The sequence below is a fragment of the Paenibacillus sp. IHBB 10380 genome (genome assembly GCF_000949425.1).
GTDB lineage: Bacteria > Bacillota > Bacilli > Paenibacillales > Paenibacillaceae > Paenibacillus_AQ.
The window spans coordinates 5,619,266-5,636,755 of record NZ_CP010976.1 but is presented as its reverse complement, the minus strand read 5'-3'; the positions used below and the strand labels follow the sequence as shown (position 1 = coordinate 5,636,755).

The window sequence follows — 17,490 nt, the reverse complement described above, 5'->3', positions numbered from 1 at the left end:
TCCTATTCATAATGGATTTTACGATCCCAGCCAAAAAACTGCATAGAAGAAATGACGAGCAACAACACAATCATCACCACGGTCATCGAAGCGGCCATTCCCTGATCGTAGAAATTGAAGGTCGTGTCGTAGATATAGTAAAGCAGCAAGTTGCTCGCGTTGTTCGGCCCGCCTTTAGTCATTATCCAGAGATGGTCGACTAGCTTAAAAGAATTCGTTATGGCTACAACCGCCACGAACAACGTTGTCGGCATCGTAAGCGGTATGGTAATCCGCCGTATGGAAGCGAGCGCGCCGACGCCGTTCACCGCAGCTGCTTCATATAAATCTTTCGGAATCTGCTGCATTCCCGCTAAATAAAAAATCATGAAGTAGCCGGCTTCCTTCCAAACCATCATGAACATTAAAGCACCCATCACCGTATTCGGCGTTCCGAGTAAATTAATCGGCTGCTCCGCGATCCAGGAAGCAAGCCTCGCAAAAAGACCGAAATGCGGCGTATACAGAAACAACCAAATGTTCGCCACTGCGATCATCGGTATCATATTCGGATAGAAAAAAGCAAGACGCGCAAGTCCCCTGCCTTTCATCGCCTTGTCGGCAAACAGTGCCATCAAGAAAGCCAACCCTAATGAGGTCGGTACTGTTCCTATAGCAAACCATATATTGTTACCGAACACTTTTATAAAGACAGGGTCTTTCAACAGGTTCGCGTAATTGCCGAATCCCACGAATATGGGTTCAGGCGTCGCTAAATTTTTCTCGTACAAGCTAAGCCAAACAGATTTCAGCATGGGGTAATAGGTAAACAGACATAGAAACAGGAGCGAAGGTAAAACAAGTCCCCAGCCAAATCCGTTTCGTCTAAGCTTCTCACTCCATCCGGCAATCATACCATTCAGTCCTTCCTTATCAGAGTTTCATGATAATCGAATGAACGAAATACGCCAGGACAAGCGAACATGGCCGTCCTGACGTAACTCGAACATTTAGCCTTTAGCTGCATTCATGATCACTTATTGAAGGGAGCAAGCGCCTGATCTGCTTCTTCCTGCGCTTTCTTAAGCGCTCCAGCCGCATCGATTTGTCCGGCCAAAGCAGCTTGAATCTGGTTTGTAATCGCCGTCGACACTTTACCATGGTTATGGGTCGATAGTTCTTTGAACGCGTATTCCAATTGATCCCGTGCAACGAGAGCTTGCGGGAAATCCGCCGTATACTTCTTCATCGCTTCCGTATCGTACGCAGATTTCCGTACACCGACATAACCCGATGAGCTGCTGAATAGCGCGGACTGCTCCGGAGCTGTCATGTACTTGACGAATTCCCAAGCCGCAGCTTGTTTCTCGGGAGGCGTGTCCTTAAAAATGTACAAGTTGCCGCCGCCCGTAGGCGATCCGAATTGCTTTTGCGCTGGCGGGAACGCCACGCCGAACTCGAATTTGGCGTTATTTTTCACATTCGTCAAGTTGCCGCTCGTATGCATCATCATCGCCGTTTTGCCCTGAATGAAGTCGGTCGGCACCGTAGCCCAATCAATAACGCCTTCCGGCATTGCCTTGTGTTTATGGGACAAGTCTAGCCAGAATTGCAACGCCTCAACGTTTTCCGGAGTATTGAACATCGCTTTTTTACCGTCGGCGGACATTATATTTTGCTTGGGATCAGCAGCATTTTGCCGCGAAAGCATTTGAAACATCCAATAGGAATCGTCATTACCCGGGATTTCCAAGCCTACATGACCGTCCCTGTTCAGCTGCTTGGCATACGTCACAAGCTCATCCCATGTTGCAGGCGGCTTCTCCGGATCCATACCTGCGGCTTTAAACATTTCTTTGTTGTAGTACATGACAATCGTGCTCCGTTGGAACGGAATGCTGTACGTCTTGCCTTCCGTCTGCGTATCTTCCAAAAAGGCAGGATAAAAATCCGTCATCTGGATATCCGCGTCTTTCGCGATAAAATCGTCAAGCGGAATGATCGCATTCATATCCAACATACTGTATAATTCCGTCGACATCATGACAGCTACATCCGGCGGATGCTTGGCCTGAACGCCTGCTTGGATTTTCACAGTATTATCGCCATAATTGCCTGTGTACACGGGATTAACTTTAATACCCGGGTGTTTTTCCATGAATGTGTTTGCCATCCCGTCAATCACTTTAGTCAGCGGACCGCCAACGTTAACCGGATAATAGAATGTGATCTCGACTGTCTTAGATTCCGGTGATTCTGGTGTACTTGCGCTTGCTGAAGGTTGAGCGGCGTTGCCGTCCGTCCCCACTGAATTGTTATTCGATTGGCCGCAGCCTGCTACCGCCATTATAGAAACCAATAGCAACAACAAAATTAACTTTGATTGCTTTAACATTTTTGGTAGCCCCTTCTTTCGCTTCGTTTCGTATTAGAGCGCATAATGGCGAAAGTTCAAACTGATGCGATTCGAACCTACGTCAAGAATATGGAGTTGAGCGCCATTGTCAGTCGGTAAAACGGCGATCCCTTGCGCTTCAGAGCCGCTGGATAAATTTCGGTCAAAGGCAACGGACACGAGGCCGGTATCCGGATCGATTCGATAGACGGTCTGGGTCCCGTTATCCGACGATGCGTATAGGAAACCGTTATACATTTCAGCGCCTTGAATTCGATCGATACTTTGAGAAAGAGGAACTGTTTTAATTAGATGCATGTCATCGAGGCTCAACACATTCAATACGCTGGCATCGCTCCACTGGGCAGTGTATACCTGTCCGCGGGCGGCATCTACCGCAACCCAAGGCACGCCACCGATATGCAAGCTCAGCGGCAACGCGTATGAAGTTCCCGTATATTGCAAGGTATTCGCATCATAGAGGGCGATATAAGGATGCTCGTAATGTTTGCCGTCTTCAATGGGAGCATAGATTTTACCATTGTAGTAGGAGATATCGCCGATGTGGTCTCCACCTAGGGCGGAAATCTCCGACGGAATAGCCAATGCATTCCGCGCCTTCACGGTTTTGCCATCCAATGCAGTACGCAAGAGACCATACGGCGAACTAAAGATCCATGAACTTCCATCTGTAGTTACGCCTTGACCTCGTTCAAGGGCGTCAAGCAACCTGAAGGTTTGCTTGGATACCTCATGCCAAGATTCAGTAGCCGCAGCTGCATCTGCAGTCGCAACTACAGCTTCGCTTGCCGGGTTACCCGTTTCGACAGGCGCCGCGGATGCTACCAAAGATAAGGAACCGGCTGTAAGAACTCCCACACAAACCAGACTGAATAATCTCGTTAATTTCATGTTTCTCTCCTCCTAATAAGGTTGTAGCCCGACACCTTCGCGCCTTGCTTCAACCTTATTATAGGGCTAGCCTCTATCCCTCCAATTGAACAAAACACTTCTTTCCTTGAACAAAACTCTCATTTACAACAATAAATCAATAAATCGCGTGGTTAGGTTTCGAAGAGATTTGATTAGCATAAAGTTTCGGGGTAAGACCTGTCTCACGCTTAAACAATCTGGTGAAATGCCCTTGATCGGCAAAACCAACCTGAGCGGCAACTTCCTTTAAGCCGACTTTACCTGAGCGAATAAGAAATTTTGAACGTTCGATTCTTAGGCGAATTAAATAATGATGAGGCGTAAATCCCGTCTGCTGTTTAAAAATACGAATAAAATGGGACTGGCTCATATTGGCCATCGAGGCTAGCTCCGTCAGTTGAATTTCCTCTTCCAAGTTCTCGCGCATATATTGGATAACCTGAAAAATTTCTTGATTGACTGGCGTTTTGCTGTTCGAATGCTGGGGGATCACGGAAGAATAGTGCTGTAACAAATGAATGATCAACATGTTAGCTAATGAATCGCTGTATATTTTTCCTTTAGCTCCGCCATTCTGCAATTCCTCAAGCATCCAGAGTCCTAGTTGCAGAAGCTTGGAATCTTTGACATGAAATTTGCGATCCAATTGTATATGGCCTTCTGTCAGAAAACCAGATTCACGAGCGATCTCTTCGATGACCGAAGGCGTAATTTCAATTTTCAGAAAATAGAGCGAGGTTCTGCCCCAAGGGCAAAGAATACTCTCATTACATGGGGTAATATGAATCGTATAGTAATTTTCATAGTAGGCTGTGCAATGAATCCCTATCAAATACTTAGACTCCGACGAAGGGCTGAAAGCTTGTTGCGGGCTATACCATTGCGAAACCTGAAGCTTATCCCAACCATATCTATCGCTTGCAAGAACAGGCTGGGAAGCCACGGAGGACGATTCTTCCAATTCTTTCATATCCATCACCCCTTGTTACCCCCAATATATCAGCCTTGTATGCGCTCCGCGTCAATAAGATGTAAAAGGTATGTTAATTCCCCCACTGAATCATAAAATGGAAGAATGGAATGATAGAATAGAAGCATTACAGTCACAACAACAAAAAAAGGGGTCTATAAATATCTCTTTTAACCATTAAATAGGCAAAAACCCGCTCAATGAGCGGGTTTTTATTATGGAGAGGCGAGGCGTGGCTGATCAAAACCACAATTCGCCGCCGTGTGTTCAATGCATGCAAGTATTCCACCGCAACGTGCCAGGAGTCAGTAAGCATCTATCCCCTTACGTGGTGCCTGCACGTCGTCGATCAGCAAGCGCCATCGCGGCGGCATAACCGGAGCTCCAGGCCCATTGCAGGTTATAACCGCCGCAATCTCCATCCACATCCATCACCTCGCCTGCCAAATAGAGCCCAGGTACTAACTTAGATTCCAACGTTCCTTCGATTAGCTCAGTCGTATCGATACCACCGGCTGTTGTTTGCGCATTCGTGAAGCTATTGGTATCGGTCACTTCAAACTCCCAACGCTTCATGATTCGATACAATATTTTCTTCGTTTTCCACGATAGATCCTGACAAAGTAGATGAAGCTCTTGATCAATTCCCGCCTCCTTCAGCAGAACAGGAATCAGCTTCTTGTTGATGATGCCGATAAGGGAATCCGCAACAGTCCGGTGTCCGAAGATCCCCCAGTGCGTTTCCAGAAACTCAACTATCTCTTCCTCCGTACGGTCCGGCATCAATTCAACCGATAATGTCACAGATTCTCCTCTGCCGAGATTATACGCAGCCTTCCTGCTTAACTGGAGTATTGGCGGGCCAGAGATGCCATAGGCCGTAAATAGAATTTCTCCATATTCGGTGCGGATAACTTCATCGTTTACGATAATATGAGCATGTCCCTCGAATTTGATGCCGGACAGTTCCTCCAAATATGGATAGTCTAACTTTAATTGCACAATCCCCGGCACAGGCTCGATCAGAGTGTGTCCCAGACGTTGGACAAGCGTATAACCAGATCCATCCGTTCCCGTTTTCGGAGCGGTAAGACCACCCGCACATAGAAATAGGTATTCGCTGGTATAAACGACCTGCTCCTCTGTCTCTGTTTGGCATTTAATCGTGAAGCGCGGATGTTTCGTCGAAACGATAATATCTAACACTTTATTCTTGAAATATATCGGAACATTCCGATCCTCCAGCGCAAGCCGAAAAACACCGGGAACAGAAGCAGCTTGCAACGACATCGGATACATCCGACCATCCTCCAAGCTTATAAGAGGAAGCCCGAGCGAAGAGAAAAAATCGATAGTTTGGCGGATACCAAATTTCTGCAGCACATGCAATGGAAATCCAGCCTGATTGCTGTGATACTTGTGCGATAAAGCGACCGCTTCATCCGTACCCGTCGCAGTGGATTCGTTCGTAATGTTGCAACGCCCATTGCCCGTCGTTAATATTTTCTTCCCAATTCGGTCATTGCTGTCAATAATTGCGGTATCAATACCTTGGTCCCGTGCAGTAACGGCAGCCATTATACCTGCAGCGCCTGCACCGATAATTAATAGCTCGTGGTGCTTAGAAGTCTGATCCTCATACATGTTGATCGATGCATCCCTTTTCCTATGAATTCATTACATTTGCTTAGCAAGCGCCATCGCGGCCGCATAACCGGAACTCCAGGCCCATTGTAAATTATAGCCGCCGAGATCCCCGTCTACATCCATCACCTCGCCAGCCAAATAAAGCCCAGGTACTAGCTTGGATTCTAGCGTTCCTTCTATTATCTCAGTCGTATCGATGCCGCCCGCTGTCACTTGCGCATTCGCGAAACCATTGGTATCAGTCACCTTAAATTCCCAATGCTTCAAGATTCGATAAAGTTTTCCCTTGGTTTTCCACGATAGATCCTGGCAAAGCAGGTCTGGCTGCTGATCGATACCAGCTTCCTTCAGCAGGACAGGAACCAACTTCTTGTTGAAGATTCCGACGAGCGAATCCACAACAGTCCGGTGTCCGAAGCTCTCCCAGTGCATTTCCAAAAGTTCAGCTACCTCTTCCTCCGTGCGTCCTGGCATCAGATCAACTGACACTGTTACAGATTTTCCTCTTGTGAGATGATACGCAGCCTTCCTGCTTAGCTGGAGAATTGGCGGGCCGGAGATGCCATAGTTCGTGAAGGCAATTTCACCATATTCGCTACCTATCACTTTACCGTTGACGATAATATGAGCTTGTCCCTGAAATTTGATAGTGGACAGTGCCTTCATATGCGGATTCTGTAGCTTCAATTGCACAATGGCCGGCACTGGCTCGACCAAGGTGTGCCCCAGACGTTCGGCAAGCGTATAACCAGGACTATCTTTATCCGCATTCGGACCGGTAAGGCCACCCGCACATAGAAACAGGTATTCGCTGGTATAAACAACCTGCTCCTCTGTCTCCGTTTGGCATTTTATCGTGAAGCGCGGATGATCCGTCGAAACGGTAACATCCAACACTTTGTTATTGAGGTATACCGGAACATTCCGATCCTCCAGCGCAAGCTCAAAAATATCCAGCACCGATGCAGCCTGCAGCGACATCGGATACATCATGCCCTCCTTCAATCTTGTAAGCGGAAGCCCGAGCGCGGAAAAAAAATCAATGGTTTGACGGATGCCAAATTGCTGCAATACCGTCAATGGAAATCCAGCCTGATTACTGTGATACTTGCGCGATAAAGCGACCGCTTCATCCGTACCCGTCGCAGTGGATTCATTCGTAATGTTGCAACGGCCATCACCTGTCATTAATATCTTCTTTCCAATCCGGTCGTTACTCTCCAGAATGGCAGTATCGATACCCAGATCCCGCGCAGTAACAGCGGCCATTAGTCCTGCAGCACCTGCGCCGATAATAAACAGCTTGTGGTGCATAGAAGTCTGATTCTCATACATGGTTGGTCAATGCACCCTTTATCCAATTTTTCGTAAAAGCACAGAAGCGCTTTATTAAATTATAGCATAAGTGTAAGCACCACTGAATTCCGGTTAGAATTCCTGATTTCGTCCCATTACATTAATAACCCATACCGCGCTACAATTTATAGAAACTTTATCCCTTCCAAAATTAGTAAATCCACAACCTCATTCGGTTGTGGATTTACTAATGGAGGCGAGCCGTGGCTGTGCAAAACCACATTTCGCCGAATCGTAATGTTGAGGTTGGTTGGGGAGGTGGCGTAATCTCGCCCGTCTAGGATCTCCCCTTAGAAATAACTTAACCTTGTTCATCTATCATTCTGAATATTTTAATGCGAAAGAGCCATCGAGTTAATATGTGAGAGCCCCCCCTGTTGCAACGACGAAAGCAACGATGCATATTCAGCGCAAGCCAAGTGAGCAGATGCAAGTCGACTGGGCAGGCCAGGCAGCAATGATCGTCAATCACCTCCTATCGACTACCACTAGAAATGAAGCAGTTATATAGATGTTCTGTAAAACCCGAGTGAGGCCACATGAAAGTGTCCATCGCTCGGGTTTTATTTTCATGGACAAACATTAAATGGTCTTACTGATTTCATTAATGGGTAGACTGTTTAAACGATCGATCAGTTGCCTCAGGCTTATTTCGTCTGTAGCATAATGCTGGACATCCTCTCCAAGCAGTTTGTCGACCTGTTCTCTTGTAAACGTAAAGCTATACGTTACGCCATCATATTGACCCGTATTGTCAACAATCGAAGTGGTAATACTATCGACGTTATCAATCAGGCTTAAGAGCAGAATGGAATTATGATAAAAAGATTCGCCGCTTATTGCCCCCTCTTTTTTCACATCAGTAGAGTCATTCATTATATAATTGATGGTCAATCCATAAGGCTGAGCTTTCGTTTGAAGTTCAATTCCATTAACTTCAAAACCTATTGGCTTGGGCATTCCACTGATGAGACCACCTACCTTGCTATGGTTACCCACATAAAGTGTTTTGTTCTCCATAAGCTTATCCATATTAAATCCGGAATAGGATGGCTGCGACGATTGCTGTAAAGGCTTAGGATTGGCTGTACATCCTACAACCAAGGCTGTAATAACGAGCATAGAGCCTGCGACCATCCAAGAAGAGGGCTGACGATAAGTGAGAATATTTTTAATTCTTTCCTTAATATTACTCTCTCCAAAGGCAAGAGGACTACCAGTTAGTAACCCACTTCTGCTTACTGAAAGAGAAAGCAAGGAGGTTGAGTAGCTTCCTTTAATTTGGTGGCCCATCTTGCCCACGACACGCTCATCGCAGGACATTTCCATATCTTTACTCATAAGCGCATAAGACAGCCACATAAGCGGATTAAACCAATGGACGATAAGCATCATAAACGCAAGAGGTTTTATCAGATAATCTCGTCTCATGATATGCGTTTGCTCATGCAGTAAAATGTAAGACAGCTCATGCTCACTCATGCTGGTCGGAATGTATATTTTCGGCTTCAAAAAACCGCAAACAAAGGGTGTCGCAATCTGGTCAGTCTCAAAGATATTATCCTTGACGAGGGTTGCCGTTCGGACGCTGGCCAGTATTTTCAAGTACGAAAAGACGCTGTAAAGAAGGAGAATGGCTGCGCCTGTTATCCAGATTATACTTCCGATCCACATAGTGATTTGCATAGGATTTGCGCTCGCCATCGGGTTAGAAGCTGGAAGGGATGAATTTACAAAACGGCTTATCCCACTAATTCCAGCATCCACAACAGGATTTAGCTGCATCCCAATATCCTGCGGCACAAACTCCATGAAACCTGTGCCAGCTTTGGCCTGGGGCTGCACCAGTCGTAATATACTGAAGCTTGAAGTGAAACTAACGGGGATGACCAGTCTGATGATTACGGCAGACCATAGGATATAAGAGAATATTTTAGGAGCACGCTTCAAAAGAAATCTCCCCATGATAACCACAAGTGCCACGTAGCTTGCCGTAATGCTCATATTAAGGATAATAAGAAACAGGTTCGTCATCGGGTTGCCTCCTCAATAATCCGCTTCAACTCTTCAGCTTCCTTCTCAGACAGTTTCTTTTCACCTAGAAAAGCGGTTAAAAACTGCGGCAAAGACCCGTTGAAGGTTTTTTCAACAACCGTCTGACTTTCGTATTTCTGTGCATCTGTTTTTTTAACAATGGCAGTGACCGTTGCTTCCTCGTTCTTAAGGATTCCCCGCTCACACAGCTTTCTTAAAACGGTATAGGTCGTGGACTTCTTCCAGCCAAGCATCGTCTGGCTTAGCTTTACGAGATCTGTAGAATTAATGGGTTCATTATCCCAAATCAGGTATGCAAATTTGTATTCGGCATCGAATAATTTGTACGATTCCATTCTGATCGCCCCCTTTATAAGTTTATTGAAGTAAACCTTGTGACAATAAGTCTATTGTAGTAAACCTCACTTGTCAAGAGTCCGATACATAGTTATTGGATACCACTGTAAGTCCAGTTCATTACGCTTCCAGTCCAAACCCAGCCGATAGCGGCTGAGAAAGTTACAAAAAAAGCAGCCCTCACAGAGAATACTCTGCGACAACTGCTTTCTCAGTTTGGAGCCCACATCGCAAACCGCGATCTTCCTGAAATCAAGAAGTTCATCGGTAGCTAATGTGGAAAAGGTGATCGTCTGCGAAAGGCATGTGGAAGTCATCTTTAAACTCCATGATGTGGATTTGACATATGGAGGCGAACTGTGGTTGGTTAAATCCACAATTCGCCGATGCATCGTGGTTAGGCCCTATGGGATGGTAGCCTCAACAGCTTTTCTTACATGATTACATTAAATAGAAGACTCGCTTTAGTTACTGCTTATCTAAAATAGATTGAATTCGTGTTTCCAATTCCAACAAATGAAGCAGCATCACACTAGTTTCTGCACGAGAAGCCTCACCTTTAGGACGTAGTCGCCCTTGATAGCCACTAATGATCCCAGCTTTTGCAGCTTCTTGTACAGCTTCTTCAGCAAATCCACCAACATCTTTCCAATCCTTAAAGTCCACTTGCTGTTGACTAGGCAAAGCCTCTGCTTGCACAAGACGCATAAGCATGACAATCATCTCTTCGCGCGTAAATGTACGGTAACCAGTTGGCGCTGAAATTCCACGAATATCATAACTTCCGTAGTCTACATTCGTAAATGACACGGCACCTGTACTTGTACTCGTTGCTGTAGCTAGTGGTGTATAACTTGCAGACGCTCCACGAGGATACAATCCAAATTGTGCACCTTGCAATGGACCAGCTAATTCATTTTGTTTCGTGAATTGAACATTCGAATTAACGGCTTCATTTGCAAAAACAAATGTCTTATTAGGAGTAGTGCTTGACAATTGAACCATAATCGTATGATCAACAACGGTCAATTCGTCTCCTGTTACTCCGTCTTTTACAGTACCTTCTAGTACGTATCCAGCTGGAGCTTCTACTCCCAGTTAGCTCGGCAACTGGGGTAATGAACAGCTAGACGAGCTTGTTCAGCAGAAAGAAGCAATTGAACCCACAAATCATGCTGTATAGGTCTAAAACACAAAAACTAACTATACCGGTAGCTCTCTATCGAAGTAGTTAGTTTCACTACCGAAAGGTTGAACGGTGTTTAGCCTTTTAGCATTCATTTATTTAAAAGAAGCATATCCTTCATCAGCCATGACAACACTACCATTGATTGCACTTGCTTCTTCTAATGACAGCAAATACACGGAATCGGCTACCTGCTCAGGTTGTGTTAATTTATTTCCGATTACTTTTGCTTTCATGGATTCGACTAAGCCCTGATCTTTATATCCCTGAATAATGGGTGTGTCAACTGCACCTGGTGCAACCGCAACGACCCGTATGCCATACGGCGCCAATTCTAAAGCCGCTGATTTGGTCATCATAATGACAGCACCTTTGGAAGCATGGTACGCAAAGGTTCCTGGTGATGCTAGGAATCCAAACACAGAAGCGGTATTGATAATAACCCCTTTAATACCTAATTCCCTCATTTTCTTGCCTGCCGCAATAATGCCATGTGCAACCCCATGCTGATTCACATTGATTACACTATGGTAGTCATTTATGTTTTGATCCAAGACAGGCGTATTTCGCCCGATGCCAGCATTGTTAAACATAACATCTACTCTGCCAAAAGCAGTCACTGCTTGTTCAATGAGTGCCTCAACATCTTCAAACTTGGATACATCCGTTTTGACGAAAATAGCTTCGCCGCCGCTCTCTTTAATGAGTCCAACCGTCTCGTTGCCGGCTTCTTCATTAAAGTCAGCGACAACCACTTGATCCCCTTTGCTTGCAAATTTTAAGGCTGTTGCTTTCCCTATTCCGCTTGCGCCACCTGTGATCACGGCTACTCTTTTATTGTTCATCGATTATTCCTCCTATGCGGTATTGTATTATACTTAAATAGCAATGAGGTTATTCAATTGGGTTTATAAGTTTCCTCGGGCCTATTTTAACTCTCTTTAAATTTAAATAAAATTTAATTATTCTTACTTATAATTAATTAAAACTTAACAAGGAGAACTGACGATGAATTTTGAACAGATGGAATATATTGTAGATGTAGCAAATACGGGATCTTTTACAAAAGCTGCTCAGAACTCTCATGTCACTTTATCAGCAATCAGCCAATCGATTTCCTTACTCGAAACAGAATTAGGCATCACCTTATTTACACGTTCCCGTGGTTTAGGTGCCATCCCAACAGTAGAAGGAAAACAGATCATTAAGAAAGCGAATGAAGTCTTATTAAAGGTGAATGAACTAAAAGAAGAAGCTAGAAGCTTCAGCAACACCTTGAGCGGTGAATTAAAGATAGCTACCATACCAGGTCCTATGCATTTACTCATAGATGTGGTTTCGGCATTCAAAGAAGATTATCCCCATGTCAAAATAGAGATTTTTGAAAAGGGACCTAATGAAATATTAAATGATCTGGAACAAAGTAAGATTGATATTGGATTAATCGTGTTATCGGAGGATGTTATAGAAAGAAATGGGCATCTGACGTTTGAAAAGCTGTTAGAAGGGAAAATGGTTGTAGGAGTAAATAAAAATTCTCCTCTTGCCTTTGAAAAGAAAATTACTCCCAAACAATTAGTTGGACAAACTTTGGTATTGTATGATGATAAGGATCTTTGGGACGATACGAACGCTTTAATTTCTAAGTATGGAAATGCAAATATCCTTTTTACAACGAATAATACGAAGGCCATTCAAAATGCAGTGAAACGTGGGTTGGCTATTACGATCGGGCTGGAGTATTCATTCGCGGACAACATATCTGACATTGTTCTTATAGAGCTTGATATACCAAATTTAAAACCTATTCACTATGGATGGGTTCTTCATAAGGGAAAGCATCCTTCACAGGTTTCGAAAAGATTTATTCAAAGACTTCAATTTGAATTTTAATAAATAAGAGTTTCTATCGAAAGGGACATCGAAGCGTCGAGGACATCGACCCTCAACGCTTCGTTTGCAGTGTCAGAAATTCACGTCACTTTGAGCCTTTAGTACCAATGTTTTATCTCCATAAACTTTATCTAGATGCTCTTCTCCCCATAAACAAACACTATCCAGTATATTTATCAAACCCCACCCATAATCACTAATCTCATACTCTACTTTTGGGGGGATTTGGTTATAGATGATTCGAATAATGATTCCATCCTTTTCAAGCTCTCTAAGCTGCTGCGTAAGTACTTTTTGGGTGAGGCTAGGCATTAGCTTTCGCAGTTCATAGGTTCGTTTTCTCCCCGTTGTCAAATGATATACGATGATCCCCTTCCATTTTCCTCTGATTACCTCTAGCGTTGCCTCAATCCCTATCGTATATTTTTTTGTATTTTCTTTCATTGAACCTTCTCCTTCCCACTCATTCATACCTCCGAAAAAGAACTAAGGAACTTCAAAGTACCTACTGTACTTCAAAGTGCGTACTTCACATCTAATATCATATTACTCATAATAACATCTGTAATCATGTTCACCACATCATATATGAGAAAGTAGGTTTCTGACACATGAAAGTTCTATTAGTCGTCACTCATCCCAGAGAAAATTCCCTTACCTATGCCGTCATGAATCGTTTTGTTGAGGGTTTGAAACAGAATAACCACGAAGTAGATATAATGGACTTGGATCGAGACGGATTCAATCCCGTATATACAGCAGAAGATGAACGAGATTGGATGAGTCCTGATAAGCAATTTTCACCTGAAATACGGAAGGAAATGGATCGAGTTGTCGCTGCCGATGCGCTTGTCTTCGTGTTCCCTCTATGGTGGTACAGCGTCCCTTCCATGTTAAAAGGGTATCTGGATAAAGTATGGAACATCGGTTTACTCAAGGAATTCACTTCTAAGAAAGTACTATGGATTTGCTTAGCCGGCGGGGATCAAGAACATTTAATCAAATATGAATACCACGATATGATTACTCATTACCTGAATAACGCGATCGCTGGTTACGCAAGAGTGAAAGAATCCAAGGTCGAGTTCTTATACGACACACTGTCCGAATCCAACGAATACATCGAAGGCCTACTGAACCACGCTTATCTCTTAGGTCGAGAATATAAGTGAACAAAAAAACCTTGCCCCTTCCAGGCAAGGTTTCTCTAGTAACTTAAAAAAGGATAACACCCTTACTTACTTGGAGCGTTGGATAACATCCCATCACATCTGGAATTTCATCCAAGCGAAAACGATGACTAATCAGCGGCTCAACCTGTACGATTTGCTTATGAAGAAGTGAAATCGCTTCTTCATGCGTATAGGGATTAATGAAAGATCCCATAATTTTCAGTTCCTTGGAAAATACCGAAAATGGCGATAGTTGAATTGTAGTTTCGGGCGAAGACACGCCGAAGAGAAGAACCTGCCCGCCTTTACGCGCCGCTTCTATGGCGAATTCCATCGATTCTTTGCGTCCTACGCACTCAATAACAACATCGGCATCGTTTATTAGCTGCTGTGCCGCTTCTTGGGGATCCATTACTTCATCCGCCCCGAGTCGAAGCAGTTGTTCGCGCTTGCTATCTGCCGGCTCGCTTACGACAATGCGGGCCGCTCCCTGCCGTTTGACAAGCTGTAAGAAAAGTTGGCCTATGAAGCCGCCGCCGATAATAAGCACCGTATCGGTCGAACGAATGTAAAGCTTCCTCATTCCGTGCAGCACGCAGCCAAGTGGCTCGACCATAGCGCCCTCGATGTCGCTCATGCCATCCGGCAAACGATAGCAGTTCGCTGCAGGTACAGCGCAAGTCTCGCCCATTCCACCGTCCCGTGTAACACCGACCGCCTCTAACCGATCGCACAGGTGCGCCCGACCACTACGGCAGTAACGACAGCTGCCGCAATATATATTCGGATCGACCGAAACACGATCACCCATCTGTAAAGAAATGACGTCGCTAGCGACTTCAATGACTTCACCGGCAAGTTCATGTCCTAGAACAATCGGCGGAGTTACTGCCGCTGATCCAGGATGGCCGTGGTAAATATGCTGATCTGTACCACAAATGCCGCAGCACTTCACCCGAACACGCACTTCACCTGGAGCCAGCATCTCTTCCTTCCATATTGATAACTCTATTTCTCCCGTTTTTCGCAACACTGCGGCTCTCATGTTCCCCACTCCCTTTCTCATTTGCTGTTGATCGCTTGTACTCGTAGACTTTCCCAAGGAATTGCCTGTCCTTGTGCCTGATGAATCTTAATCACCTTCGTCTCCCCTGGAAGCAAATCAAAGAAATTGTCGCTAAGAACTAGATACGCCATCGAAAGTTCAATTTTCACCATACGTGCAAACCGATCCGTCGAAATACGTAGTTCTGATTTACCTTCGTCAATGTCAACCGTCAGCTTGGCGGTCGTATACTTCATATCTTTATGGTCCCGGAAAAAATAATAATTCACTTCCGTTCTTTCTTGCATAGAACGAATACCGATAACCACTTCAGCTGGATCAAGCCCGTTTATTGCCTCACTTTCAGGCAACACGTCGATTTGTTCACCGCTATTCGCTCTGATCGATACGCTATAGGTACGGCTGAACTTTTTCTCCCCATTGAAATCATAAACAGCAAGTTCTACCTCATCATTGTACGCAGATCGCAGATCGTTCAAAGCCCATAATTTCAAATCTTCACCTTCATCGTGATCCAACGTAAGCAAAATTGGACTAAAAAATTTACGTGAATAATGATATGAAGCCTTCGGCAAACCGTAGTAATCGATAACAGACCAACTCGTACCCGGCCAACAATCGTTCAACTGCCAGTACAACGCTCCACTCGTTTCCGGTTTATTACGTCGATAATGCTCGATTCCATATTTCAAGCCTTCCGCCTGTGTTAGCATTGAAAAGTCCATATATTGCTCAATATCCTCAGGTACACCAGTGTACCCTTTCATCAGTAAAATCCCTTTGGGGTAATACTTATCCTTATTGCGATAAGCCATTTCTTCACTGCCCCAATAGAACATATCCTTCGGCATGTTCCGTTCCAGCGTATAACGATTGGATGAAGCATGCATCCCAAATTCACTAGAAAATTTAGTGGTGTCTCCTTTGAATTTTTTGAAAGAGAGACCCTCTACACTATAATCTTGCAGCTGAGGTTCCCCAAATGTCCGCGGTTCTATGTTTCCATGCCATACTTGCCAATTGTGCGTATCGCCTTCTTCACGCGAGTTGTGATCATTACCGCCGTACGGCGAGCTTGGCCAGAACAACCGTGTAGGATCTAGCTCTTCTAAAATCTCAGGCATCATTTCATGATATATTTTCTCTCCGTAGAACGGATCTTTAATTTCACCAGAGGAATGCAGCGCTTCATAAAGCCAATCGTTCTCATTGTTACCACACCACATCGCAAGGCAAGGGTGATTGCGGAGGCGCTTGACTACCTCCGTAATTTCACGACGGACATTATCCATGAAATTTTTGTTATAGTCAGGATAGAGTGCACAAGCAAACATAAAGTCTTGCCATACCAAAATACCTTGTCGATTACAGTCCTCATAAAAAATATCGCGTTCATAAACGCCGCCGCCCCAGACTCGTAACATGTTCATGTTCGCATCCTTGGACATTTGTATCAGGTGAGAGTATCTGAAATCGGAAACACTTCCAATAAAACTATCTATTGGAATCCAGTTTGCTCCTTTGGCGAATATTTTGACGCCATTTAGCACGAACGTAAAACAAGCATTCCCCTGCTCATCGTGACGGAGCACTTCCACCGTACGAATACCAAACTTCTGAACATGTGCATCTATATATGCACCATCGGCGAGAACATCGACATGCAAATCATACAAATGAGGGATGCCCAGATCATGTGTCCACCATAACTTGGCATCCTCCACCCGCATCGTCATATACGCTTTACCTTTTTCAAACATGGCAGTTGCCGTGATCTCTTGATCACCGTAAGCCAAGCGAACTTGTGTCTCGTAATTTTTGTTTTTGTCAAAAGTCTGAAGCTCTACATCGATCTGCACCTCAGCCGCCGTTTCATCCAAACGCACAGTTCTGGCAAACACATGATCAATTTTAGCGAAAGTCCGTTTCTCGAGATGAACATCCTGCCAAATCCCTGCACATACAAGCCGAGGTCCCCAATCCCAACCAAAATGGTTCTGCGCTTTGCGAGTCCAAATCCTTTTTTTACTGAACCCAGACCAATAATTCTGAACTTGATGGCCTACCCGTTCACGGATCGGATCAAATTTAACAGCAAGCGTATTGTTGCCGCGCCTTAATTCCCGTGTCACTTCAAACGTATGTCGAATAAACATATTGTCGGTTGAGCCAAGTTCAACCCCATTTAAGTAAATGGTAGCGAATGTATCCAGACCATCAAACACCAGCTCCATTCGTTCCCCATCCTGTAATGGATCGTCACAATGAAACACCGTTCGGTACCACCAAACCTTCTCTTCTACCCAGCGGCATTTTTGATCGTTGTGACCAAAAAATGGATCGTCAATGATGTTCCGATCTATTAATGTAGAGTGCACATCTCCCGGTACGTTAGCAGAGATCCAGTAGTAATCGATATATTCGGGAGATGCCACTTCTAAGTCTCTCGCTTCCCCAACAACAAAATCACGAATTTTCCAATTGTCGTTCAGCTTCATATTT

15 protein-coding genes are annotated in these 17,490 nt (G+C 44.6%); 2 read left to right on the top strand and 13 right to left on the bottom strand.

Annotated features, from left to right (window positions below; translation table 11 throughout):
- Positions 1–2: 2 nt before the first annotated feature.
- The 10 genes from UB51_RS25455 to UB51_RS25410 form a co-directional block, all read right to left on the bottom strand.
- A complete protein-coding gene (locus UB51_RS25455) occupies positions 3–893 on the bottom strand; it encodes a carbohydrate ABC transporter permease (RefSeq protein ID WP_044879700.1) in 891 nt (296 codons plus the stop codon).
- Positions 894–1,012: 119 nt separating this feature from the next.
- On the bottom strand, positions 1,013–2,374 hold the full coding sequence (locus UB51_RS25450; RefSeq protein ID WP_044879699.1) for an ABC transporter substrate-binding protein: 1,362 nt from the start codon (positions 2,372–2,374) through the stop codon (positions 1,013–1,015).
- Between the two features lie 33 nt (positions 2,375–2,407).
- Positions 2,408–3,286: a DUF6923 family protein gene (locus UB51_RS26670; protein ID WP_052676081.1), complete on the bottom strand. Its 879-nt coding sequence runs from the start codon at positions 3,284–3,286 to the stop codon at positions 2,408–2,410.
- 136 nt (positions 3,287–3,422) lie between these two features.
- On the bottom strand, positions 3,423–4,283 hold the full coding sequence (locus UB51_RS25440) for an AraC family transcriptional regulator (protein ID WP_052676080.1): 861 nt from the start codon (positions 4,281–4,283) through the stop codon (positions 3,423–3,425).
- 318 nt (positions 4,284–4,601) lie between these two features.
- Positions 4,602–5,921: a BaiN/RdsA family NAD(P)/FAD-dependent oxidoreductase gene (locus tag UB51_RS25435; protein WP_044879698.1), complete on the bottom strand. Its 1,320-nt coding sequence runs from the start codon at positions 5,919–5,921 to the stop codon at positions 4,602–4,604.
- A gap of 33 nt (positions 5,922–5,954) precedes the next feature.
- Positions 5,955–7,259, bottom strand: a complete 1,305-nt coding sequence (locus UB51_RS25430; RefSeq protein WP_082063254.1) for a BaiN/RdsA family NAD(P)/FAD-dependent oxidoreductase — start codon at positions 7,257–7,259, stop codon at positions 5,955–5,957.
- Between the two features lie 603 nt (positions 7,260–7,862).
- On the bottom strand, positions 7,863–9,314 hold the full coding sequence (locus UB51_RS25425; protein ID WP_044879697.1) for a M56 family metallopeptidase: 1,452 nt from the start codon (positions 9,312–9,314) through the stop codon (positions 7,863–7,865).
- Entirely contained in the window at positions 9,311–9,670 is a 360-nt protein-coding gene (locus tag UB51_RS25420) for a BlaI/MecI/CopY family transcriptional regulator (protein WP_044879696.1), read from the bottom strand. Before UB51_RS25420 ends, UB51_RS25425 begins: the two co-directional genes overlap by 4 nt.
- 469 nt (positions 9,671–10,139) lie before the next feature.
- Positions 10,140–10,700, bottom strand: a complete 561-nt coding sequence (locus UB51_RS25415; protein ID WP_044879695.1) for a SpaA isopeptide-forming pilin-related protein — start codon at positions 10,698–10,700, stop codon at positions 10,140–10,142.
- A gap of 252 nt (positions 10,701–10,952) precedes the next feature.
- A complete protein-coding gene (locus UB51_RS25410; protein ID WP_044879694.1) occupies positions 10,953–11,702 on the bottom strand; it encodes an SDR family NAD(P)-dependent oxidoreductase in 750 nt (249 codons plus the stop codon).
- A 163-nt stretch (positions 11,703–11,865) separates the two neighbouring features.
- On the opposite strand from UB51_RS25410, the gene UB51_RS25405 reads away from it, so the two are divergent.
- The gene (locus UB51_RS25405; protein ID WP_044879693.1) at positions 11,866–12,750 is read left to right on the top strand and encodes a LysR family transcriptional regulator; all 885 of its coding nucleotides are present in this window, start codon (positions 11,866–11,868) and stop codon (positions 12,748–12,750) included.
- Between the two features lie 72 nt (positions 12,751–12,822).
- Here the strand turns inward: UB51_RS25405 and UB51_RS25400 are convergent, their stop codons facing one another.
- Positions 12,823–13,194 carry a winged helix-turn-helix transcriptional regulator gene (locus UB51_RS25400; protein ID WP_044879692.1) on the bottom strand — a complete coding sequence of 124 codons (372 nt, stop codon included), beginning with the start codon at positions 13,192–13,194 and terminating at the stop codon, positions 12,823–12,825.
- 167 nt (positions 13,195–13,361) lie between these two features.
- Between UB51_RS25400 and UB51_RS25395 the strand changes: the two genes are divergently transcribed.
- Entirely contained in the window at positions 13,362–13,922 is a 561-nt protein-coding gene (locus tag UB51_RS25395; RefSeq protein ID WP_044879691.1) for an NAD(P)H oxidoreductase, read from the top strand.
- A gap of 43 nt (positions 13,923–13,965) precedes the next feature.
- On the opposite strand, the gene UB51_RS25390 is transcribed toward UB51_RS25395, so the two are convergent.
- A complete protein-coding gene (locus UB51_RS25390; RefSeq protein WP_044879690.1) occupies positions 13,966–14,967 on the bottom strand; it encodes a zinc-dependent alcohol dehydrogenase family protein in 1,002 nt (333 codons plus the stop codon).
- Positions 14,968–14,984: 17 nt separating this feature from the next.
- Positions 14,985–17,486, bottom strand: coding sequence for a beta-mannosidase (locus tag UB51_RS25385; RefSeq protein WP_044879689.1), 2,502 nt, complete (start codon positions 17,484–17,486; stop codon positions 14,985–14,987).
- Positions 17,487–17,490 lie beyond the last annotated feature (4 nt).

Bases quoted from the DNA above. Each gene is read 5' to 3' on its own strand.
- UB51_RS25455 (WP_044879700.1), bottom strand. From the start codon at position 893: ATGATTGCCGGATGGAGTGAGAAGCTTAGACGAAACGGATTTGGCTGG.
- UB51_RS25450 (WP_044879699.1), bottom strand. From the start codon at position 2,374: ATGTTAAAGCAATCAAAGTTAATTTTGTTGTTGCTATTGGTTTCTATA.
- UB51_RS26670 (WP_052676081.1), bottom strand. From the start codon at position 3,286: ATGAAATTAACGAGATTATTCAGTCTGGTTTGTGTGGGAGTTCTTACA.
- UB51_RS25440 (WP_052676080.1), bottom strand. From the start codon at position 4,283: ATGGATATGAAAGAATTGGAAGAATCGTCCTCCGTGGCTTCCCAGCCT.
- UB51_RS25435 (WP_044879698.1), bottom strand. From the start codon at position 5,921: ATGTATGAGGATCAGACTTCTAAGCACCACGAGCTATTAATTATCGGT.
- UB51_RS25430 (WP_082063254.1), bottom strand. From the start codon at position 7,259: ATGTATGAGAATCAGACTTCTATGCACCACAAGCTGTTTATTATCGGC.
- UB51_RS25425 (WP_044879697.1), bottom strand. From the start codon at position 9,314: ATGACGAACCTGTTTCTTATTATCCTTAATATGAGCATTACGGCAAGC.
- UB51_RS25420 (WP_044879696.1), bottom strand. From the start codon at position 9,670: ATGGAATCGTACAAATTATTCGATGCCGAATACAAATTTGCATACCTG.
- UB51_RS25410 (WP_044879694.1), bottom strand. From the start codon at position 11,702: ATGAACAATAAAAGAGTAGCCGTGATCACAGGTGGCGCAAGCGGAATA.
- UB51_RS25405 (WP_044879693.1), top strand. From the start codon at position 11,866: ATGAATTTTGAACAGATGGAATATATTGTAGATGTAGCAAATACGGGA.
- UB51_RS25400 (WP_044879692.1), bottom strand. From the start codon at position 13,194: ATGAAAGAAAATACAAAAAAATATACGATAGGGATTGAGGCAACGCTA.
- UB51_RS25395 (WP_044879691.1), top strand. From the start codon at position 13,362: ATGAAAGTTCTATTAGTCGTCACTCATCCCAGAGAAAATTCCCTTACC.
- UB51_RS25390 (WP_044879690.1), bottom strand. From the start codon at position 14,967: ATGAGAGCCGCAGTGTTGCGAAAAACGGGAGAAATAGAGTTATCAATA.
- UB51_RS25385 (WP_044879689.1), bottom strand. From the start codon at position 17,486: ATGAAGCTGAACGACAATTGGAAAATTCGTGATTTTGTTGTTGGGGAA.